17 protein-coding genes are annotated in these 22,040 nt (G+C 70.5%); 6 read left to right on the top strand and 11 right to left on the bottom strand.

Annotated elements, in window-relative coordinates; translation table 11 throughout:
- Window positions 1-69 precede the first annotated feature (69 nt).
- The gene (locus Q9R13_RS04105) at window positions 70-972 is read right to left on the bottom strand and encodes an ABC transporter permease (RefSeq protein WP_310963810.1); all 903 of its coding nucleotides are present in this window, start codon (window positions 970-972) and stop codon (window positions 70-72) included.
- The gene (locus Q9R13_RS04100; RefSeq protein WP_310963809.1) at window positions 969-1,784 is read right to left on the bottom strand and encodes an ABC transporter ATP-binding protein; all 816 of its coding nucleotides are present in this window, start codon (window positions 1,782-1,784) and stop codon (window positions 969-971) included. The genes Q9R13_RS04105 and Q9R13_RS04100 overlap by 4 nt, the downstream gene beginning before the upstream one ends.
- A gap of 233 nt (window positions 1,785-2,017) precedes the next feature.
- On the opposite strand from Q9R13_RS04100, the gene Q9R13_RS04095 reads away from it, so the two are divergent.
- A complete protein-coding gene (locus tag Q9R13_RS04095; RefSeq protein WP_310963808.1) occupies window positions 2,018-3,355 on the top strand; it encodes a glutamine synthetase family protein in 1,338 nt (445 codons plus the stop codon).
- A gap of 18 nt (window positions 3,356-3,373) precedes the next feature.
- Window positions 3,374-6,358: a bifunctional [glutamine synthetase] adenylyltransferase/[glutamine synthetase]-adenylyl-L-tyrosine phosphorylase gene (locus Q9R13_RS04090; RefSeq protein ID WP_310963807.1), complete on the top strand. Its 2,985-nt coding sequence runs from the start codon at window positions 3,374-3,376 to the stop codon at window positions 6,356-6,358.
- Between the two features lie 42 nt (window positions 6,359-6,400).
- Here Q9R13_RS04090 and Q9R13_RS04085 read toward each other — a convergent pair whose 3' ends face one another.
- The 4 genes from Q9R13_RS04085 to Q9R13_RS04070 all read right to left on the bottom strand — a co-directional run bounded on the left by Q9R13_RS04085 (window position 6,401) and on the right by Q9R13_RS04070 (window position 8,657).
- Window positions 6,401-6,925, bottom strand: coding sequence for a hypothetical protein (locus tag Q9R13_RS04085; protein WP_310963806.1), 525 nt, complete (start codon window positions 6,923-6,925; stop codon window positions 6,401-6,403).
- Between the two features lie 58 nt (window positions 6,926-6,983).
- A complete protein-coding gene (locus Q9R13_RS04080) occupies window positions 6,984-7,856 on the bottom strand; it encodes an EamA family transporter (RefSeq protein WP_310963805.1) in 873 nt (290 codons plus the stop codon).
- Window positions 7,829-8,308 (bottom strand): DUF456 domain-containing protein, encoded by a 480-nt coding sequence (locus Q9R13_RS04075; protein WP_310963803.1) that lies wholly within the window; start codon window positions 8,306-8,308, stop codon window positions 7,829-7,831. Before Q9R13_RS04075 ends, Q9R13_RS04080 begins: the two co-directional genes overlap by 28 nt.
- A 115-nt stretch (window positions 8,309-8,423) precedes the next feature.
- Window positions 8,424-8,657 carry a DUF7455 domain-containing protein gene (locus Q9R13_RS04070; protein WP_310963802.1) on the bottom strand — a complete coding sequence of 78 codons (234 nt, stop codon included), beginning with the start codon at window positions 8,655-8,657 and terminating at the stop codon, window positions 8,424-8,426.
- Between the two features lie 272 nt (window positions 8,658-8,929).
- Between Q9R13_RS04070 and Q9R13_RS04065 the strand changes: the two genes are divergently transcribed.
- The 3 genes from Q9R13_RS04065 to Q9R13_RS04055 all read left to right on the top strand — a co-directional run bounded on the left by Q9R13_RS04065 (window position 8,930) and on the right by Q9R13_RS04055 (window position 12,770).
- Entirely contained in the window at window positions 8,930-11,071 is a 2,142-nt protein-coding gene (locus Q9R13_RS04065) for a DNA gyrase/topoisomerase IV subunit B (RefSeq protein ID WP_397218963.1), read from the top strand.
- Complete coding sequence (locus Q9R13_RS04060; protein WP_310963800.1) at window positions 11,064-11,873, top strand: alpha/beta hydrolase; 810 nt, start codon at window positions 11,064-11,066, stop codon at window positions 11,871-11,873. Before Q9R13_RS04065 ends, Q9R13_RS04060 begins: the two co-directional genes overlap by 8 nt.
- A 93-nt stretch (window positions 11,874-11,966) precedes the next feature.
- A complete protein-coding gene (locus Q9R13_RS04055; protein WP_310963799.1) occupies window positions 11,967-12,770 on the top strand; it encodes an SGNH/GDSL hydrolase family protein in 804 nt (267 codons plus the stop codon).
- Window positions 12,771-12,803: 33 nt separating this feature from the next.
- Here Q9R13_RS04055 and Q9R13_RS04050 read toward each other — a convergent pair whose 3' ends face one another.
- The 5 genes from Q9R13_RS04050 to Q9R13_RS04030 form a co-directional block, all read right to left on the bottom strand.
- Window positions 12,804-13,301 carry a beta-class carbonic anhydrase gene (locus Q9R13_RS04050; RefSeq protein ID WP_310963798.1) on the bottom strand — a complete coding sequence of 166 codons (498 nt, stop codon included), beginning with the start codon at window positions 13,299-13,301 and terminating at the stop codon, window positions 12,804-12,806.
- Between the two features lie 76 nt (window positions 13,302-13,377).
- Window positions 13,378-14,253 (bottom strand): sucrase ferredoxin, encoded by an 876-nt coding sequence (locus tag Q9R13_RS04045; RefSeq protein WP_310963796.1) that lies wholly within the window; start codon window positions 14,251-14,253, stop codon window positions 13,378-13,380.
- Window positions 14,253-16,043, bottom strand: a complete 1,791-nt coding sequence (locus tag Q9R13_RS04040; protein WP_310963795.1) for an MFS transporter — start codon at window positions 16,041-16,043, stop codon at window positions 14,253-14,255. Before Q9R13_RS04040 ends, Q9R13_RS04045 begins: the two co-directional genes overlap by 1 nt.
- 7 nt (window positions 16,044-16,050) lie before the next feature.
- Window positions 16,051-16,761: an LppX_LprAFG lipoprotein gene (locus Q9R13_RS04035; RefSeq protein ID WP_310963794.1), complete on the bottom strand. Its 711-nt coding sequence runs from the start codon at window positions 16,759-16,761 to the stop codon at window positions 16,051-16,053.
- Window positions 16,758-19,217: a DNA gyrase/topoisomerase IV subunit A gene (locus Q9R13_RS04030; protein WP_310963793.1), complete on the bottom strand. Its 2,460-nt coding sequence runs from the start codon at window positions 19,215-19,217 to the stop codon at window positions 16,758-16,760. The genes Q9R13_RS04035 and Q9R13_RS04030 overlap by 4 nt, the downstream gene beginning before the upstream one ends.
- A 93-nt stretch (window positions 19,218-19,310) precedes the next feature.
- Between Q9R13_RS04030 and Q9R13_RS04025 the strand changes: the two genes are divergently transcribed.
- Window positions 19,311-21,998 carry a bifunctional acetate--CoA ligase family protein/GNAT family N-acetyltransferase gene (locus Q9R13_RS04025; protein ID WP_310963792.1) on the top strand — a complete coding sequence of 896 codons (2,688 nt, stop codon included), beginning with the start codon at window positions 19,311-19,313 and terminating at the stop codon, window positions 21,996-21,998.
- Window positions 21,999-22,040: the final 42 nt, after the last annotated feature.

Below are 22,040 nucleotides of genomic sequence, written 5' to 3'. Positions count from 1 at the left end.
TCCTTCTTTCTGTGGGGGTGGTGCGGATGGTTGGGATCGGAAGGCCCCGAGATGGTCGAGCGGTACGGCCTACGGCAGGGCCGACATCTGGCTGACCTGCTCGGCCTCGGACTGGCTGGGAGGCCGCCAGGACAGCACTCGCTTCTCCAGCAACGTCAGCAGGAACTCAGCGACGAGGGTGATCGCGCACATGATCGCCATTCCGGCGAACACGGTGTTCGCATCGAGGCGTCCCTGAGCCTGCACGATGACCAGGCCGATGCCCCGCTGGGAGCCGAGGACCTCGGCGACGAGGGCGCCGATGATCGCGAATCCGAAGGCCGTGTGGAGACTGGCGATGATCCAGGTCAGCGCCGAGGGGATGGTCACGTGCCGTGCTACCTGCAGTGGCGAGGCGCCGAGCACGCGGACGTTCGCCACCAGGTTCGGGTCCACCTCGCGCACGCCCTGGAAGGCGTTGAAGAACACGATGAAGAAGACCAGGACAGCGGCCAGCAGCACCTTGGGGAAGGTGCCCAGCCCGAAGGCGACCAGGAAGATCGACCCGAGGATGATTCGGGGGATCGCGTTGACGATCTTGATGTACGGGCTGAGCACGTCGGAGAGGAATCGGATCTGGCCGAGCACCAGGCCGAGCACGACGCCGGTCAGCGCCCCGAGGAAGAAGCCGTAGACCGCCTCGCGCAGGGTCACGCCGATGTCGGTCCAGATGGAGCCGAACGCGGTGCCCTGGGTGAAGAGGTGGACCAGCGACTGCCAGATCAGCGAGGGCTTGCCGAAGAAGAACGGGTCGACCCAACCGATCGTCGTGAACAGCTGCCATCCGCCGATGACGAACACTGCGAAGGCGATCCGGGCGATCCAGAGCCACGCCTTGCGACGCCGGCGGTAGACGCGCGCGCGCCGGCCCAGCTCGGACTCGGAGCCGGTGAGGTCGGTGCCATCGGTGATCTCGGTGACCATCGTGCTCATGCCGCACCTGCCGTCTGCGCGTAGGCGCGCTCGACCTCGTCCTTCAGGGATGTCCAGATCCGTCCCTGCAGCTCGAGGAACCGCGGCTCGTGGCGGATGTCCTGGATCGACCCTCGGGGGCGGGGGAGGTCGATGTCGAACGTCTCCTTGATCGAGCCCGGACTGCTCGTCATCACGAGCACCTTGTCGGCGAGCGCCACCGCCTCGTCCAGGTCGTGGGTGATGAACAGCACCGACGGCCGCATCTGCTCCCACAGGCCGAGCAGCTCGCCCTGCATGATCGCCTTGGTCTGGACGTCGAGGGCGCCGAAGGGCTCGTCCATCAACAAGATCCGTGGAGAGTTGATCAACGCGGCGGCCATGGCGACGCGCTTGCGCATTCCGCCGGAGAGCTGGTGCGGGTAGTTGTTCTCGAACCCGGCGAGACCGACCCGGCGTAGCCAGTCCATGGCCAGCGTGGTGGCGTCCTTCTTGGGCATCCCGTTCAGGACCGGCCCGATCATGACGTTGCCCAGAACGGTCTTCCAGGGGAAGAGCGCGTCGGCCTGGAACATGTAGCTCACGCCGCTGGTGATGCCGTCGACGGCTCGGTCGTCGACACGGACCGATCCACCGTTCGGCCGGGCCAGCCCGGATACCTGTGCGAGGGTCGTCGACTTCCCGCACCCGGTCGGTCCGACGATCGCGCAGAACTGGCCGGGCTCGATCGTGAAGCTGACGTCCTTGATCGCGGTGAAGGGCGCGCCGGTCGGGGTGACGAACTGCTTGGTCAGATGGCTGATCTGGATGCGGCCCTGTCGGGTCGCATCCATGGGCGAGGGAGCTTCCTCGCGTTTCCTGTGATGGATCATGATCGTCTCCGTGTGACGTGGGTCTCGGTCGGGGGTGGGACGACCGTAGGCAGTGGCGCGGGGACGAGATCCGTTTAGCGGGCATTGCGACTTTTCACCTTTGCGCGCGCTTCTGCTCGTTCTGCTCAACCTCGCCGCACTCCGCCGTGCGGGATGTCACCTCGACGAAACACGGATGCGCCATAGTGGCCCTCATGGGCAAGCAGGAAGACTTCGTGCTCCGGGCGCTCGAGGAGCGCGACGTACGGTTCGTGCGGCTGTGGTTCACCGATGTGCTCGGCTACCTCAAGTCGGTGGCGATCGCACCGGCCGAGCTGGAGAACGCGTTCAGCGAGGGCATCGGGTTCGACGGCTCCGCCATCGAGGGGTTCGCCCGCGTCACCGAGGCGGACATGTTGGCCAGGCCCGACCCGTCGACGTTCCAGATCCTGCCGTGGCGAGGCGAGACCCCGGCGACCGCGCGGATGTTCTGCGACATCGCGATGCCGGACGGCTCGCCGTCGTACGCCGACCCGCGCTACGTGCTCAAGCGCACCTTGCAATCGGCGGCCGAGAAGGGGTTCACCTTCTACACCCACCCCGAGGTCGAGTTCTATCTGTTCAAGGGCAAGCCCAAGAGCGGTGACGAGCCGGTGCCCGTCGACCGCAGCGGCTACTTCGACCACACCGCGCAGTCGATGGGGTCGGACTTCCGCCGCGAGGCGATCAGCATGCTCGAGGCGATGGGCATCTCGGTGGAGTTCAGCCACCACGAGGGCGGGCCCGGTCAGCAGGAGATCGACCTGCGGTACGCCGACGCACTGTCCACCGCCGACAACGTGATGACCTTCCGCACCGTCGTTCGCGAGGTCGCGCTGAGCCAGGGCGTCTGGGCCAGCTTCATGCCCAAGCCGTTCACCACCCATCCGGGCTCGGGGATGCACACCCACGTGTCGCTGTTCGAGGGCGATCGCAACGCGTTCTTCGAGGCTGGAGCCGAGTACCAGCTGTCGAAGACCGCACGCTCCTTCATCGCCGGCATCCTGCGGCACGCCGCCGAGATCACCTGCGTCACCAACCAGTGGGTCAACTCCTACAAGCGGCTGATCGGCGGTGGCGAGGCCCCGTCGTACATCTGCTGGGGCCACAACAACCGCTCGGCGATGGTGCGGGTGCCGATGTACAAGCCCAACAAGGGCCAGTCCACGCGCATCGAGCTGCGCACCGTCGACGCCGCCTGCAATCCCTATCTCGCGTTCGCGGTGATGCTGGCGGCCGGCATGAAGGGGATCGAGGAGGCCTATGACCTGCCCCGCGAGGCCGAGGACGACGTCTGGTCGCTGACCGACCGGGAGCGCAAGGCGCTGGGCCTCGAGCAGCTGCCCAAGAGCCTGCACGACGCCATCGCGATCGCGGAGCGCTCCGAGCTGCTCGCCGAGACGCTGGGGGAGCACGTCTACGAGTTCTTCCTGCGCAACAAGCACGCGGAGTGGGAGGAGTACCGCGGGCAGGTCTCAGCCTTCGAGCGCGACCGGATGCTGCCGGTGCTCTGACCCCGAGTGGACGCAACGGTGAGCCCGAGGAGCGACTCGACGCGCAGCCAGCTGGTCCGGCTCGGCTTCGTCGACCCCGACGCGAGCGCCGCGCGGCTGGCACAGCTCGGCGCCGACCCCGCCCCGCTGCCCGCGCTGCTGGCGCGGACGGCGGACCCCGACCAGGCCCTGGCGTCGCTGGTGGACCTCGCCGACGTGGTCGCGGACCGGGACGCGCTCCTGGAGGAGGTCGCCTACGACGAGGGCACGGCGATGCGGCTGCTGTGCGTGCTGGGGGCGAGCCCGGCGCTCGCCCAGCACCTGATCCGGCACCCCGACCAGTGGCACGAGCTGGCCGACCCGAGCCTCGGGTCCACCCGGCCGCCGGCGTACGCGATGCGGAGGCGACTGCTGGAGTGCGTCGGTGCTGACCCGGATGCGGCCCACCCGGTGGCGACGCTCGAGGATGCCGCCGCTGTCGACGCCCTGCGCGTCGAGTATCGGCGCATCCTGCTCCGGCTCGCCTCGCGCGATCTGGCCCACGCTCTCGCGGTCGACGACGCGGCTGCCGAGCTGTCAGACTTGGCCGCCGGCACCCTCGAGGCGGCGCTCGCGGTCGCCCGCGCGCGGGTCGGGGTCGACCCCATCGCGTGCTGCCGCCTCGCGGTGATCGCGATGGGCAAGTGCGGTGGCCACGAGCTCAACTACGTCAGCGATGTCGACGTGATCTTCGTTGCCGAGCCGGTGCCCGGGCACGACGAGCACGAGGCACTGCGGGTGGCCACGCAGCTGGCAAGCAACCTGATCCAGGTCTGCTCCGACCACACCGGTGAGGGCACGATCTGGCCTGTCGACGCCAACCTGCGTCCGGAGGGGAAGTCCGGCCCGCTGGTGCGCACCATCGCCAGCCACCGTGCCTACTACGAGCGGTGGGCCAAGACCTGGGAGTTCCAGGCGCTGCTCAAGGCACGGCCGGTGGCCGGCGACCTGGAGCTGGGGGAGGAGTACTGCGCGACGATCGCCCCGATGGTGTGGTCCGCCGCTGGTCGTGACGGGTTCGTGGCCGACGTCCAGGCGATGCGCCGGCGAGTGCTCGAGAACATCCCGGCCGGAGAGGCCGAGCGTCAGCTCAAGCTGGGGTCCGGCGGGCTGCGCGACGTCGAGTTCGCCGTCCAGCTGCTCCAACTGGTGCACGGTCGGACCGACGAGCGGGTTCGTCCGCCGGCCACGCTGTCCGCCCTCGCCCGGCTGACCGAGGGAGGCTATGTAGGTCGGGAGGACGGCGCCGCCCTACACGACGCCTACGCCTTCTTGCGCACCCTGGAGCACCGGATCCAGCTGCACCGGCTGCACCGGACCCACGTCGTGCCCGACGACAAGGAGGCGCTGCGTCGCCTGGGCCGGTCGCTGGGCTACTTCCGTGACCCGGTCGCCCAGCTCGACGAGGCGTGGCGCTACCACCGCCGGGAGGTACGCCGGCTGCACGAGAAGCTCTTCTACCGTCCGCTGCTGACCGCGGTCGCTCGGATCAGCGGCGACCAGGCCCGGCTCACCCCGGCGGCGGCGAAGGCACGGCTCGCCGCGCTGGGGTACGCCGACCCCGACGCGGCACTGCGTCACCTGGAGGCCCTGACCGCCGGGGTCAGCCGGACCTCGTCGATCCAGCGGACCCTGCTCCCGGCGATGCTCGAGTGGTTCGCGGATGCGCCCGACCCGGATGCCGGTCTGCTGGGCTTCCGCAGGATCTCCGAGGCGCTGGGGGCGACGCCCTGGTACCTCCGGTTGCTGCGCGACGAGGGCCAGGCAGCCCAACGGATGGCACAGGTGCTGGCCACCTCCCGCTACGCCACCGACCTGCTGCAACGCGAGCCCGAGGGGGTCGCGATCCTCGGCCAGGACGAGCGACTCGAGCCGTTGGGTCGCGTTGCGGTACAGGCGGAGATGCTGGCCGGCGCAGAGCGTCGTACCGAGGTGACCGAGGCGGTCCTGGCGATCCGGGCGATCCGGCGCCGGGAGCTGCTCCGGATCAGCGTCGCGGACCTGTGCGTCCCTTTCGGGGTCGCCGAGGTGGGCTATGCGCTGACCGACCTGACCAGCGCCACCCTCGAAGCGGCTCTCGCCGCGGTGATCCGCAGGGTGGAGACCGAGCGCGACACCCCGATGCCCACCCGGATGGCGATCGTCGCGATGGGCCGGTACGGCGGCTTCGAGCTCGGCTACGGCAGCGACGCCGACGTGATGTTCGTGCACGATCCGCTGCCGGGCGCCGACCCGCAGGTGGCTGCATCCATGGCGCAGACCGCTGCCAATGACCTGCGGACGCTTCTGGCCCGGCCCGCCACCGACCCCGCACTCGAGGTCGATGCCGGTCTCCGGCCGGAGGGCCGCCAGGGTCCGCTGGTGCGCAGCCTGGACTCCTATGCCGGCTACTACGCCAAGTGGTCGGCGGTGTGGGAGGCGCAGGCCCTGCTCCGGGCAGCCCCCGTGGTGGGCGACCAGGGTCTTCGGGACCGGTTCGCTGCGCTGATCGACCCGCTCCGGTTCCCCGAGACGGGGCTGGCCGAAGACGACGTCCGCGAGGTCCGCCGGATCAAGGCGCGGGTCGACTCCGAGCGGCTGCCGCGGGGAGCCGATCCCGCGACCCACTTCAAGCTCGGCCCGGGCGGGTTGAGCGACATCGAGTGGACTGTGCAACTGCTGCAGATGCGGCATGCCGGCCGGATCCTCGCGCTGCGCACCACCAAGACCCTGGCTGCCCTCGATGTTGCGGTGGAGCACGAGCTGCTCGACCCCGAGGACGCGGACGCGCTCCGCGACGCCTGGCTGCTGGCCAGCCGGGCGCGCAACGCGACCGTTCAGGTGCGCGGCCGGTCCACCGATCAACTGCCGCGCGACACGCGCGAGCGCGCCGCGGTGGCCGCGGTGCTGCAGTACGAGCCGGGGGAGACCGACACGATGCTCAACGACTATCTGCGTACGGCGCGTCGCGCCCGAGCGGTCGTGGACCGCATCTTCTGGGAGTGACGCACCCCGGCCACTCCGGCCCCGCGCTGGGTGGGCGACTGCTCAGCGGTACCGGACGAAGGCCCTCGCGGTCCGGTCGGCGGCCCGCTCCGCGCGGGGGTCTCCAGTGCGCAGCACGGCTGTGAGTCCCTTCGCGTCACGCAGGCAGGCACGGGGGATGGTCACCGTGACGGTGCTGCGGGCGGTCCGCCAGCGCACCGACAGGCCCTTGCAGCCGAGGGCCGGCACGGTGTCCGCGTCGAAGTGGTGCGGAAACATGAGGAAGTGCCGGTGCTCGATGCCGCCGGGCTTGCGCACCGCCGTGGTGAAGTAGCGGTTGCCCGCGCCGTCCTTGAGGCTGAGCACCAGCGCGGTCCGCTGTTGCGTCAGGTGACGGAGGTCGATGGTGCCGCGGAACCGACGCGCACCGTTGTGGTAGCCGACCCGGACGACGTCGTACTTCGCCGGGGCGTCGCCTCGGGTGTCGTGCTGCACCCGTGCTGCGGCATCGGCGGGCGCGACCGTCAGAACGGCGGCGAGGGTGGCGAGGACGGCAACCAGAAGCAGGTGGGGAATCCGAGAGCGCATGGTCCGGATCGTAGGGTCCGCGACCTGCGTCTCGGTGCAGAACGGTGAAACGTCGGTCTCATCCGAGAGCCACGCACACCACGGTGACCGCGCACATCGCCAGGCCGGCGAGCTGGGTGCGGTGCACGTGCTCCTTGAGGACGGCGGCGGCGAGCACCACCGTGGCGCCGGGATAGAGGGAGGTGAGCACCGCGGTCACGGTCAACAGGCCGTGGTGGGTGGACACCAGGAACGCCAGGGTGGCCAGGCCCCCCAGGGCTCCGGAGCCGGCACCGGCCCAGGCGATCGGCACACGCGGGACCCACTGCGTGCGCAGCGCGGTGGCGATCAGGACGATGACCGCCACTCCGACCAGTTGGTTGATCGCCAGCGGCCAGTAGCCGGCCGAGTCGGGCACCTGCGCCAGCGCGGAGAACAACCCACCGAACCCGACGCCCGCGAGCACGCCGTCGGCCGCTCCGCTGCCCGGTCCGCTGCCCGTCCCGCTGACCTTCCCGGCCGTGGGCTCGCGAGCCACCAGCCAGATCGCAGGGAGCGCGACCAGGATCCCGGCCCACACCAGCGACGCCGGCCGCTCGCCGGAGAGCACCCCCACGATGACCGGCAGCACGGCCGCGGTCACCCCGCTGACCGGGGCCACCACGCCCATCCGACCCGAGGCCAGACCGCGGTAGAGGAACGCCGTACCGAATCCGTTGCCGACGCCTGCCACCGCCCCCCACACGAGGTCGGCGTCGCCGGGGTCACCGGGACCGGTCGGGGCGAGGACGGCGAGCAACGCACCGCCGCCGAGTCCGGCGGTGACGGCCACGCTCCACGGGGAGACCCGCTTGCCGACGATCCCGCCGAAGAAGTCGGAGAAGCCGTAGCTGAGGGCGGCCGCCAGGGCGAGCAGGACGGCGATCACGTCAGCACCACGCCGATCACCCACGTCAGTGCGGCCAGCAGCGCGAAGGTCAGCTCGATCAGGATGCCCAGACCGACGGCCTTGACCGCGTGCACGGTCGCCGGCCAGGCCGCGCGACGGTCGCGGAGCCTTCGCCACTCGGCGAGGTAGATGCCGACGAGGAAACCAAGGACGAGACCGACCACCGGCACCACGAAGAACCCGACCACGGCCGCCGCACCACCGACCACCAGGGTCGAGCCAGGCACACCGGCGAGCTTGAGTCGGCGTCCCGGTACGGCGTACTTCACGATCGCACCGGTCACGACAAGCGCCGCGGCGACCGCGAGCACCACCCATGCCAGCACGCTGCCGCGATCGACGGCCCAGACGAGGATCGCCAGGAGCACGAGCCAGTCGCCTGGAACCAGGGGGACGACCACGCCGACGACGCCGAGGGCGATGACGACGGCCAGCACGATCTCGAGCCCGCTCACACCTCACCCCTCATCTCTGTGGCCGATCGCGATACCACGCGGATGCCGGCCGGTGCCTCGGCAAAGCCGACGGCCCCGGTCACAGGACCGGGGCCGTCAGGATCGCGCCAGCGTCTCAGTGCACGTCGTCGGGGGCGATCGTCGGCTTGTCGGAGAGCTTGTCGGTCTCGTCGTGGAAGTACGCCGCGATCTCGCGCAGCTTCTCACCGTGCTCGCGGGCGTGGTGAGCGCAGAACAGCAGCTCACCGCCGGCCTGCAGCTGTACGCGCAGGTAGGCCTGCGCTCCGCATCGGTCACAACGGTCCACTGCCGTCAGCGGCGTGGCACTCGGGGCGGTTGCAGTGCTCACTGGGTGCCTCCTCACCTTTCTCGTGTCAGGCACAACGATTGTGGTGGCAAAAGGATTCCCCTGTCTGCCTCCGGTCCACGTGGGCCCGGCCACACCTGTCATCCCATCATCCAGATCGGACCACGAGTCTGCCTTTCCACAGCCCGGACGGTGGCCAATCCCGAACCTTCTCAGGCAGTTGTGCCCAGTTCGTGACAGTTGACCACATCGGTGGTCACCGGGGGTGGAGGCCCCCGCCAGCGCCGTACGGCGAGTCGCGGCGGGTCGGGGCGGTGTCGGTGCCGGCGGTGGGGGTGCCGATCGGTAGATTTGCCGAGCATCACGTTGCACGCCGTACGACCCGGGAGGGACCACCCATCGACAACACCTACAACGCCCAGCACCTCCTCGTCCTGGAGGGGCTCGAGGCGGTCCGCAAGCGGCCCGGGATGTACATCGGCTCCACCGACACCCGCGGACTGATGCACTGCCTGTGGGAGATCATCGACAACTCCGTCGACGAGGCGCTCGGTGGGTTCGGAGACCGGATCGACGTCATGCTGCACCCCGACGGGTCCGCCGAGGTGCACGACCGTGCTCGCGGGATCCCGGTGGACAAGGAGCCCCGGACGGGGCTCTCCGGCGTCGAGGTGGTCTACACCAAGCTGCACGCGGGCGGGAAGTTCGGCGGCGGCTCGTACACCGCCACCGGCGGGCTCCACGGCGTCGGCGCCTCGGTCGTCAACGCGCTCTCGCGGCGCCTCGACGTCGAGGTGGACCGCTCGTCGGCGGTGCACCACATGTCGTTCCAGCGAGGCGTCCCCGGTGTCTTCGACGGCGACGGGCCGGAGGCCGGCTTCACCCCGCAGTCCGGACTGCGCAAGGGCAAGCGCGTCGCCAAGAACACGACCGGGACCCGAGTCCGGTTCTGGCCCGACCGTCAGGTCTTCACCAAGGACGCCGACTTCGACTTCGACAGCCTGGTCAACAGGGCGCGGCAGACCTCGTTCATCGTCCCCGGCCTCGAGCTGGCGATCACCGATCTGCGTGGGTCCGAGCCGGTGACCGAGAGCTTCAAGCACGACGGCGGGATCGCGGAGTTCGCCGAGTTCCTCGCCGGAGACGAGCCGGTGACCGACGTCCTCCGGCTGCAAGGCGCGGACACCTTCACCGAGACGGTGCCGCTGCTCGATGACAAGGGGCACATGACTCCGCAGGACGTCGAGCGCGAGCTGGGGGTCGACGTGGCCGTGCGGTGGGGCACCGGCTACGACACGGAGGTCCGCTCGTTCGTCAACGTGATCGCCACTCCCAAAGGCGGGACCCACGTGGCCGGCTTCGAAGCCGCGCTGACCAAGACCTTCAACGACGCGATGCGGGCCAGCCGTGCCCTGAAGGTCAACGACGCCGACGTCACCAAGGACGACGTGATGGAGGGGATGACCGCGGTCGTCACGGTCCGGCTCGCGGAGCCGCAGTTCGAGGGGCAGACCAAGGAGGTGCTGGGCACGCCTGCGGTGCGCGGCGCGGTGCGCAAGGTCGTCACCACGGAGCTGAAGCGCTTCCTGACCTCGACGAAGCGCGGCGAGAAGGCGCAGGCGAAGCTGGTGATGGAGAAGGTCGCAGGCGCGGCCAAGACCCGTCAGGTCGCCCGTCAGCAACGCGACAACCAACGCCGAAAGAACGCGCTCGAGTCCTCGGCGCTACCTGCGAAGCTCGCCGACTGCCGGTCCAACGACGTCGACCGGTCCGAGCTGTTCATCGTCGAGGGCGATTCGGCGCTCGGCACGGCGAAGCTGGCCCGCAACTCCGAGTTCCAGGCACTGTTGCCGATCCGCGGCAAGATCCTCAACGTGCAGAAGGCGTCGGTATCCGACGTGCTCAAGAACGCAGAGTGTGCCTCGATCATCCAGGTGGTCGGGGCTGGGTCCGGGCGGACCTTCGACCTCGAGGCGGCCCGCTACGGGCGGATCATCTTCATGGCCGACGCCGACTCCGACGGGGCGCACATCCGCTGCCTGCTCGCGACGCTGTTCTTCAAGTACATGCCTGGCCTGGTCGAGGCAGGGCGGGTGTTCACCGCCGTGCCGCCGCTGCACCGGATCGAGCTGACCAACCCCAAGAAGGGGATGGACAAGTACGTCTACACCTACTCCGACCCCGAGTTGCAGCGAAAGCTCGCCGAGCTGACCAAGAAGGGCGTGCGTTGGAAGGACCCGGTCCAGCGCTACAAGGGACTCGGTGAGATGGACGCCCACCAGCTCGCGGAGACCACGATGGACCCGCGACACCGGACACTGCGCCGGATCACCGCGGCCGACGCCGCCGACGCTGCGATCGTCTTCGAGCTCCTGATGGGCTCCGACGTCGCGCCCCGACGCGAGTTCATCGTCGCCGGTGCCTACGAGGTCGACGCCGAAGCCATCGATGCCTGATCCGCCGGGCCGGCGGGCGGTCCTGCTCGCCGGCGCTGGCGTGCTGCTCGCAGGGTGCGGGTCGGACCCGGGCAACCTCGGTGCGCACACGGTCAGCGGCTCCTTCCACTCCGCCCTGATGGCGGGTGCGATGACGGGCTGGACGGTCGCCTATCCGCCCGGCCACGGCCCGGGGGATCGGCTGCCGGTGGTGGTCAGCCTGCACGGACGCGGCGGCAGCCACACCACAGCCTTCACCGAGCTCGGCCTCGCCGGGGTGCTGGACCGCGTAGTCACCGCGGGCACCCCACCGTTCGCCGTCGCCTCGGTCGACGGTGGGGACCACGGCTACTGGCACCGCCGCGCGGATGGCACCGACGCCGGCGCGATGGTCGCTGAGGAGTTCCTCCCGTTGCTGCGCAGGCACGGCCTGGACACCGGACGGCTCGGTCTCCACGGCTGGTCGATGGGCGGGTACGGCGCGCTGCTGATCGCCGGGCGTCGCCTGTTGCACCCTGGGGCGGTCGCGGTGTCCAGCCCGGCGCTGTTCACCTCGGCCGGAGCGACCGCGCCGGGCGCGTTCGACGGCCCGGCCGACTTCGACCGCAACGATGTCTTCGCGCACCCGGGCTGGCTGCGCGGTCTGCCGCTGAGGGTCGACTGCGGCACCTCGGACCCGTTCTACGCAGCCACCCATGACTTCGTCGCCCGGGTGCGTCCGCGCCCGGCAGGAGGCTTCCCGGCCGGCGCGCACGACGCGTCCTTCTGGCGTCGGATGGCCCCGGCGCAGTTGCGGTTCCTCGGCCGGCGGCTGACACGCTGAGCGGCCCGGTGCTGGACAACAGTCTCCGAACCCACCACTGTGTGACACGGGTCACAGCGGCCCGGGGAGGGACGAACCCGGAGGTCCAGTCCCATGGTGCACCGTCGTACGACCCTGGCCGGAGCGCTCGCCCTGACGGCCGCGATCCTCTTCTCGCCGTTCCTGACCGTGCCGGCGCACGCTACCGGGCCGTCGTACGTCGCCCTGGGTGACTCGTACTCCTCGGGAGTCGGCACCCGGACCTACATCGACGACGGAACGTCGTGCGACCGGTCCACCTACGCCTACCCCTACCTGGTCGCGCAGGCCAAGGGCTACCAGCTCAGCTTCCAGGCCTGCTCGGGCGCGACCACCAGCACCGTCAGCAGCGGCCAGCTCGGCACCTTGAGCAGCACCACCCGCTACGTCACCATCTCCGTCGGCGGTAACGACGCCGGATTCTCGAACGTCATCACCACCTGTGCGGAGCCAGGCTGGATGAGCGACTGCAACGGAGCCATCGACAAGGCACAGTCCTTCATCACCAACACCCTGCCGGGCCGGCTCTCGACGCTCTACGCCGCGATCCGCGCCAAGGCAGCGAACGCGAAGGTCGTCGTGGTCGGCTATCCGCGGCTGTTCAACGGCGAGGACTGCAACGCAGGCACGTGGTTCTCCCCGACCGAGGAGAGCCGGCTCAACCAGACCGCGGACCTGCTGAACTCCAAGACCTCCGCGGCCGCGACGGCCAGGGGGTTCACCTTCGCGAACCCGACCAGCCGGTTCATCGGTCACGCGGTCTGCGGCGATCCGGAATGGCTCAACGGCCTGTCGAACCCGGTCAGCGAGTCGTACCACCCGAACCGCACCGGTCAGGCCTCCGGCTACGTTCCGCTGGTGGGTCCGCTCCTGGGCTGATGCGGCAGGGACCCGGCGCTCCGGAACAGAGGGTCAGACCAGCTGCTCGAGCAGTCCGGAGTCCACGTCGTAGAGGAAGCCGCCCACGGCGACGCTCTCCGGGATGAGCGGATGGGCCTTGACCTTGTGCACGTCGTCGCGCAGTGCGGCGGCCTGGTCGGTGACCATGCTGAAGGTCTGCCAGGAGACGTCCTGGCCGGCTGAGGCGCCGACCTTCTGGCGCACCTCGTCCAGAGTGGACGAGGACATCGCGCACCGGGTGTGCGGCACCACCAGGATCCGCTTGACGTTGAGCAGGTGCACGCCGAGGACGAGGGCCTCGAGTGCCTGGTCGGTCACCCGGCCGCCGGGGTTTCGAAAGATCTTGGCGTCCCCCGGCTTCAGGCCGAGCATGCCGAGAGGGTCGATGCGGGAGTCCATGCAGGTCACCAGGGCGATCCCGGCATGGGCAACCCCGTCGAAGCCGCTGAGGCTGAAGGTCTCGGCGAACTTCCTGTTGGCCGCCATCACGTCGTCGAAGTCGGTGTTCACGACTTCGAAGATAGTGGGCGCCGGCGCTCACTCGAACGCGGGCCTCTCAACTGAGCTCCTTGGCGAAGCGCGAGGGTCAGCTGACCAGTTGGCCGGACACCCGCCTGACCGGCTTCGGCTCCTTTCCGCACGACTCGGCGCGTTCGCCGGAGACCGCCGTCTCCGTGCGGACGCGCCAGCGTCGTCCGTCGGCCGCGGTGACCAGCCACGTGTCGTCGTCCGCCGCCACCGAGAGGTCGTGCAGGCCGGTGAGCCCGGAGGCACGACGCACCAGCTCCTCGGCCACCTGCGCCTGGGCCGGCCAGGTGGACCGTCCGCGCCAGCCGTCCAGCACGAGCGTGCCCCGGTCGGCGGCGGCCAGAACGTCGGCGGCGCCGAGCAGCCGCCCATGCAGGTGTCCGGAGGGCAGCAGCACCGTCGTCGGCGCGAACCGGTGCCCCGACGAGTGCGTCACCTCCCAGACCCGACCGGGATGGGCGTGGGCGGCGGCCAGCGCTACCGGACGGCCGAGCCGGGCACAGCACGTGTCGCGGCTGCCGTTCGTGCAGACCAGCAGGACCTCGTCGGTGAGCGCCGGGAGCTGCTCAGGGCGCTGACCGGCAGCGATCGCGGCCAGGTCGAGCTCGAGCACTTGCTCGGGGGAGCCCAGCCGGCCGCCGTGGAGCCACGGATTCGCCGGGTCGGTATGGGCCACCAGCACCATCGGGTTGTGCCGGCGGTGGTCATCGGCGTGCCGGCCCGGCCGTCGGATGAGGGCCGGACGGATCCCATGCGTCGCGGTCGCCTGCTCGATGCGAGCCCCGAGGACGCGGTCGAGGTGCGAGTCGGTGAGCGCCTTCGCGCCCCACGGGCCTCCCTGCTCCAGGCAGAGCCAGGTCCGGGCGAGCGGAGCGGATCCGATCAGCGGCTCGTCGGCGGCCAGCGAGGAGTCGCTGCAGACGGGTTCGATCATCAACTCACCGTCCGTAGCAGCTCGGCGCGGGTCGCGCCGCCGGTCCCGGAGCCCCGGAAGGTGGCCAAGGCGAGCACGGCGGCGGCCGCTGCGCACACTCCGGCGCCCACGAAGACCGTCTGCAGCTGCTCGATGCCGGCGTGCTGCAGCAGGGCCGTGTAGGCGTCGCAGCGGGTCCGACCGTCACCGCAGACCCGACCCGGTGAGGGGAAGCCGGACTGCACGACGTAGTAGCGGTGCAGCCCGGTCGTGGTCAGCGCCGAGATCCCGACCAGCATTCCCACCATTCGGGCCACCACCAGCAGCGCGCTCGTCACCCCGTGCACCCGTGCGGCGGTGCTGGCCAACAGCGCGGCGTTCACCGGAGCGAGTGCCAGCCCGAAGCCGAGGCCGGTCAGCGCGAGCACGACGCTCGAGCTGGGATGGTGCAGGGCGTCCTCGTCCCAGCGGGACATCAGCTCGAAGCCGACCGCCGAGAGCAGCAGGCCTACTGCGGTCACCGCACCTGTGGGCAGCCGGCGGATCAGGAACCCGCCAAGGACAGCGCCCACGGGAAGTGCCAGCAGGAACTCCACCAACACCAGGGCGGCGCGCACCTGGGAGTCACCGTACACGCTCACGCGGGCGAAGATCGGGATGTCGACGAGTGCGGCGATCAGTGCCGCCCCGATGAAGAAGCTGACTACGATCGCGCCCCAGGCGGGCCGCTGCGCCAACGAGCCCCGTGGCACCAGGGCATGCCGGGCCCGACGGTTGTGCCACCAGAAAGCCAGTGCGGAGAGTGCGGCCAGGGCGAGGTACCACGGACCTGCCGCGGAGAACACCTGGACCTGCGGGTCCGCGGTCGCGAACGCCAGGATGACGCCGGCGAGGGCCACCGCCAGCAGCATGGCGCCGACGAGATCGGTCTCGGCCAGGCTCCGCCGCCAGGCGGGCCGGTCGACGGCCGACCACGGCGAGGCCAGGAGCCATCCGAGCAGTACGACGGCCAGCGCGATCGTGGCCACGCCGATCGGGGACATCCAGATGGAGCCGCCGTCGGTGAAGGGGACGAACGGGCCACCCCAGCGCACGGAGGTGACCAGGGCGGTCGGCTGGCGCATCACCAACAGCATCCCGGCCAGCGCCAGCGCCCCCAGGACGAGCCCGACGATGTCGACGCGACCACGTCGCCCGGCGGGGGATGCCGGGGTGCCGGGCGGGCCGACGGAGCGGGTGGCGGCCACCGCCGCGGCCAGCACCAGGCCCACGGTGAGGTTGATCCAGAAGATGTCCCGCCAGCCACCGACGGCCAGCACCGCCGCGCCGTAGAGCGGCCCGAGCACACTGCCCAGCTCCTGGACCGCGCCGACGACGCCGAGGGGCACGCCGCGCCGCTCCACGGGGTAGAGGTCGGCCACCAGCGCGAGGGTGACCGGGACCAGGCCGCCGCCACCCAGACCCTGCAGGAAGCGCCCGACGACCAGGCTGGCGAGATCGTAGGACGCGGCGGTCACCAACGATCCGAAGGCGAACACGAGGAGCGAGCCGACCAGCACGGGGAGCCGCCCGCGGACGTCGGCGATCCGACCGATGAGCGGCAGCATCGCGACGTAGCCGAGCAGGAAGCCGGAGATGATCGGGGCGGCGCGCTGGAGCTGGTCGATGCTCAGCCCCGCCGAGGCCATCATCTCGGGAAGCGAGAGCACGACCACGTAGGTGTCCGCCGCTGCGAAGGCCACCGCGACGGCCGCCAGCGCGAGCAGGACGTGCCCGGTGCGGGAGGTGGTGGCCGTGGCCGGTGAGGTCACGGCCGGTTCACGGTGCCGCGATGGTGACGTGGGCGCCGTACCCGTCCAGGGTGAGGTCGTAGGTGACGGCGCCCCGCCCGGCGAAGAACCTGCCGGTGACCTGGACGGTGGCGATCCGGCCCTGCTGATCGATGCCCACCCGGGTCGCGTAGCTGCTCGACGGGTCGGCACTGGGGATGATCGGCTTGACCCTGCTGCCGGGGAGCGTGCCGGTGTAGGTGGTCAGGATGTCGCGCCCGGAGCGCTCCTGGCCCGCCGCCTTGACGTGCTGGAGCTCGGTCAGAAGGGTCGAGACCCCGGTGTGCGGGTCCATGAACGTGGCGGGGTCGGGTGCGCCGTACTCCGTCGGATCGATCACGGCGTAGTGGGTGGTCAGCGGGAGCTTGGCGTAAAGTTTGCCGCCCACCGAGACCACCGGCACCTTGGCCTGGATCCCGTTGAGGTAGACCTCGACCTCCCCCTTGAAGGCGGGCGCGTGCGTGAGAACTCCGTCGGCGCTCAGCACGCCGTTGCCGCCCTTGGGGGTGGACTTCGTCGACAGGGTCAGGTGCACGCTGGTCGCCCGGTCGAACCGTGCCTTCGCTGCGGCCAGGGCCTGATGCGGGCTCGCTGCCGGCTTGTCCGGCGAGGAGGTTCCGCCGCAGCCGGTGAGCAGGGTGGTGCCGAGCAGCGCGGCGAGGGCCGCGCCGAGCAAGGAGAGCACACGTCTGCTGGTCACGGGGTCAGCCTGCCATGCACCGGGCCTGCGCACGCGACGACCGGCTGGCTCAGCGGGGTGCCGGAGCCGTCGCGGCGCGCCACCGGCTCGGGCAGCTCGACGGCGGTGCCGCTGGCCGATGCAGCCATGGCGGGGCCGGGGCCGGCCCATGCGAAGACCAGCTCGTCCTCGCCCTTGAGCAGCCGCATGCACCGGACGCCGCCGGTGCCGCGCCCCTTGGCGGGGTACTCCGTGAACGGGGTCACCTTGGCCGAGCCCGCCTCGGTGCCCGGAAGCGCCGACGACGAACCGGCCACGGTGACCACCTCGGCGCCGGCCTGGTCGAAGGCGCAGAAGCTCACCACGTGAGCACCGGCCGCCAACCGGATGCCGGCCATCCCGCCGCCGGTGCGGCCCTGTGGACGCACCGACGCCGCGGGGAAGTGCAGCAGCTGGGCGTCGGAGGTGAGGAAGCACAGGGTCTCCTCGCCGGTGCGCAGCTCGGTGGCGCCGACGACCTCGTCGCCCTCCTTGAGGTGGATGACGTCCCATTCGTCGCGATTGCTGAGCACTTCGGGATTGACCCGTTTCACCACGCCCTGTCGGGTGCCCAGCGCGAGACCGGGGGAGTCGGCGTCGAGCCCGGTCAAGCCCAGAACGCGCTCGCCGGGCTCGAGCAGCAGGAACTCGCCGACGGGCGCGCCGCCCTGCAGCGTCGGGTGATGGGCGGTCGTGGGCAGCGTCGGCAGCTCCAGGACGCCCAGCTTGCGCAGCCGACCCGCAGAGGTGAGCACGCCGACCTGGCCGCGCGCCGTCGCTCGGACTGCCGAGACGACCACGTCGTGACGCCCACGTGCGCCCTCGTCGCCCGGCGGGTCGGTCGTGGTCGTGCGGGCGAGCAGGCCGCTGGACGACAGGTAGACGAAGCACGGGTCGTCGGTGACCTCGAGCGGCGTCGACGTGGCGGCGACGGCCGCGGTCCCGGACGACTCCAGCAGCACGGTCCGCCGCGGGGTGCCGAACGTCCGCGAGACCTCGGCGAGCTCGTCGGCGACGACTCGGTGCAGCAGGTCCTCGTCGGCGAGGATCGCGTCGAGCCCCTCGATCGTGCGCAGCAGCTCCTCGCGCTCCTTGTCGAGCTCGATCTTGGAGAACCTGGTCAGCCGGCGGAGCGGCATGTCGAGGATGTAGTTGGCCTGTATCTCGGTGAGGTCGAAGACGGTCATCAGCCGCTCGCGCGCCTGCTCGGCGTTGTCGGAGCCGCGGATCAGCTGGATCACCTCGTCGATGTCGAGGATCGCGAGCAGCAGGCCATCGACGAGGTGCAGCCGGTCGGCCGCCTTCCCGCGACGGTACGACGAGCGGCGGCGTACGACGTCGAAGCGGTGCGCGAGGAAGACCTCCAGCATCTCCTTGAGCCCGAGCGTGCGCGGCTGGCCGTCGACCAGGGCCACTGCGTTGATGCCGAAGCTGTCCTCCATCGGAGTCAGCTTGTAGAGCTGCTCGAGCACGGCCTCGGGGTGGAAGCCGTTCTTGACCTCGATGACGAGCCTGAGGCCGTGCTTGCCGTCGGTGAGGTCGACCACGTCGGAGATGCCTTGCAGCTTCTTGGCCTGCACCAGCTTCTTGATCGCCTCGACGACCCGCTCGGTGCCGACGCCGTACGGCAGCTCGGTGACGACGATGCCCTTCTTGCGGGGCGTCACCGACTCGATCCTGGCGGTGGCCCGCATCCGGAAGGTGCCGCGGCCGGACTCGTAGGCGTCCCGGATCCCGTCGAGACCGATGATCTTGCCGCCCGTGGGCAGGTCGGGTCCGGGAATGAAGCGCATCAGGGCGTCGAGGTCGGCCTTCGGGTGCTTGATCAGGTGCCGGAGCGCCTGCACGACCTCGACAAGGTTGTGCGGAGCGATGTTGGTGGCCATCCCGACCGCGATGCCGGTGGCGCCGTTGACGACCAGGTGGGGGATCGCGGCGGGCAGCACCCCGGGCTCGCGTTCGCGACCGTCGTAGTTGGGCCGGAAGTCGACCGTGTCCTCGTCGATGTCCCCGGTCATCGCCACCGCCGACGGCGCCATCCGGCACTCGGTGTAGCGCATCGCCGCGGGCGGGTCGTCCGGAGAACCGAAGTTGCCGTGACCGTCGACGGTGGGCAGCCGCATCGACCACGGCTGCGCCATCCGGACCAGGGCGTCGTAGATCGCGGTGTCGCCGTGGGGGTGGAATCGGCCCATCACCTCGCCGACGACACGGGACGACTTCACGTGGCCGCGATCGGGTCGCAGGCCCATGTCGTACATCGCGTACAGGATGCGTCGCTGGACAGGCTTCAGGCCGTCGCGGGCGTCGGGGATCGCACGGGAGTAGATGACCGAGTAGGCGTACTCGAGGTAGCTGGCGCGCATCTCGTCGCCGACGTCGATGTCGACGATGTTCTCCTCGTATTCCTCCGGTGGGGGAGCAGTCTTGCGAGCCATGGGCGCATTGTCCCAAGCGGCACCCCCGGTTGCGCCCGGGGGCGCGCCGACGCTGCACGGGCAGGTCTCCCGGCGGCCGGGTAGATTCCGGACGTGACCAACTCGGCCCCTGCCTACCCAGCGCACTGGGAGGCCGACGTGCTCCTGCGTGACGGGCGTACGGCGCACCTGCGGCCGATCTCGGGCGACGACGGACCCGCCCTGGTGACGTTCTACGAGCAGGTGTCCGACCGCTCGAAGTACTACAGGTTCTTCGCGCCGATGCCGCGGCTGTCCGACAAGGACGTGCACCGGTTCACCCACGTCGACCACCACGACCGGGTCGCCTTCGTGCTCACCGTGGCCGAGCAGATCATCGGCGTGGGCCGCTACGACGTGGTCGAGCCGGGGATGGCGGAAGTCGCGTTCCTGGTGCAGGACAAGCACCAGGGCCGCGGCATCGGCCAGTTGCTCCTCGAGCATCTCGCGCAGGCAGCCCGCGAGTGCGGCGTCGACCGCTTCGAGGCGGAGGTGCTGGCCGACAACTCCCGGATGCTCCAGGTCTTCCGCGAGCAGGGGTACGAGGTCAAGGGCGCCTACGAGGAGGGGGCGGTCCACCTGGAGTTCTGGATCGACCCGACCGACACGGCGATCGGGGTGATGGCGGCCCGCGAGCACCGCGCCGAGGCGGCCTCGATCGAGGCGTTCTTCAACGCCCGGAGCATCGCGGTGATCGGCGCGTCCCGGCGCACCGACACGATCGGGTCCGTGCTGGTGCGCAACCTGGTGTTGGGCGACTTCGCGGGCACGGTCTACGCAGTCAACCCGGCCGCGGTCTCGGTCTCGGGGCTGCAGGCGTATGCGAGCGTCGGTGACATTGCCGGCGACGTCGACGTCGCCATCGTGGCGGTGCCGGCCGATGCGGTCACCGACGTGGTCCTCGACTGCGCCAACAAGGGCGTGCACGGACTGATCGTGATCTCGTCCGGCTTCGCCGAGACCGGCGACGAGGGACGCCAGCGGCAGCGCAAGCTGGTCGGGCTGGCGCGGTCGTACGGGTTGCGGCTGATCGGCCCCAACTGCCTCGGCGTGATCAACACGGCCGCGGGGGTGAGCCTGAACGCCTCACTGTCGTCGGTGATGCCGCCGCGCGGCCGAGCCGGGTTCTTCTGCCAGTCCGGCGCACTCGGATCCGCGATCCTGGAGAAGGTGCAGGGGCGCGGCCTGGGCCTGTCCACCTTCATCAGCGCCGGCAACCGCGCCGATGTGTCGGGCAACGACCTCCTGCAGTACTGGGAGGAGGACGACGCGACCGAGGTGATCCTGCTCTACCTGGAGTCCATCGGGAACCCACGCAAGTTCTCGCGGATCGCGCGGCGGGTGTCCCGCCGCAAGCCGATCGTGGCGGTCCGGTCCGGACGGGCCACCCAGGGCGTGCCGATGGGGCACGCGGTGCGTTCCATTGCGGCGCCGCCCGCGGCAGTGGACGAGATGTTCCGCCAGGCCGGCGTGATCCAGGTCGACACCCTCGACGAGATGTTCGACGTGGCCCAGCTGTTGGCCCACCAGCCGCTGCCCGCGGGCTCCCGGGTGGGGGTGGTCGGCAACTCCGACGCGCTCGGCCTCCTGGCCACCGACGCGGCTGTCGGCAACGGGCTCACCGTCACGCGCGCCGTCGCCCTGGGTGCCGAGGCGACTGCGGACGACTTCGAGCGCGCGCTCGACGATGCGATCGACGACGCCGACGTGGACGCCGTGGTCGCGGTGTACATCCCGCCGCTGGACTCGGGTGGCAACGAGGTGGCCGATGTGCTCGCCGCGGTCGGGGAGCAGTCCGAGAAGCCACTCGTCTCCACCTTCCTCGGTCGGGAGGGCATTCCCGAGCTGCTCCGGATCCCCGACCTCTCGGGGAGCACGGCCGGTCGTGGCTCGGTGCCGTCGTACCCCGCCGTCGAGGCGGCCGTGCGCGCCCTCGCCCGGGTGGTCGGCTACACCGGGTGGCTGGCGCGACGCGACGACGGCGGCGAGGCGGTCGAGGGGATCGACCCTGCGGCCGCGAACCGACAGGTCACGCAGCTGTTGATCGACCACCCGGACGGCCACGCGCTGTCACACGACGAGGCAAGGGAGCTTCTCGCGCACTACGGCATCGACCTGTGGCGCCGGATCGCCGTCAGCACCCTCGAGGAGGCGATCGCGGCTGCCGAGGAGCTCGGCTGGGACGTCGTTTTGAAGGCCACCGCGGAGCGGCTGCGCCAGCACCCCGGTCTGCCGCACGTATGGCGCAACATCGACGACGTCGAAGGGATGCAGGACGCCTGGGCCAACCTGGTCAGCCATGTCGGGTCAGCCGGACACCCCGACTTCGTCGTCCAGCGCACGGCCGGCACCGGCGTGCCGGTGGCGGTCGGTGGTCTGGAGGATCCGCTGTTCGGGCCCGCGGTGTCGTTCAGCGTCGCCGGGTCCTTGACCGAGCTGGTCGGAGACCGTGCTTACCGGATCCCGCCGCTCTCCCAGCTCGACGCCGCCGAGATGGTCCGGTCGATTCGGGCAGCTCCGTTGCTGTTCGGCCACCGCGGCAGTGACCCGGTGGACGTCGGAGCCGTCGAGGACCTGCTCCGCCGGGTGGCCCAGATGAAGAACGACCTGCCCCAGGTCTGCGACATCGACCTCGACCTGGTGCACGCCAACGACGAGGGCGTGGACGTGCTGAGCGCCCGGATCCGCATCGAGCCGGTCAGCGACCCGCGCTCGGACCTGTTCGTACGTCGGCTGACTGCCCAGGCCACCGGCCCGAGCTGAGCCCACGGAAAATCGGTCGAGCCGCGACCCGTCACCGTGGGA

This window comes from Nocardioides marmorisolisilvae, assembly GCF_031656915.1.
Taxonomy (GTDB): Bacteria; Actinomycetota; Actinomycetes; order Propionibacteriales; family Nocardioidaceae; genus Marmoricola; species Marmoricola terrisoli.
This window is presented reverse-complemented; position numbering and strand designations above follow the sequence as displayed.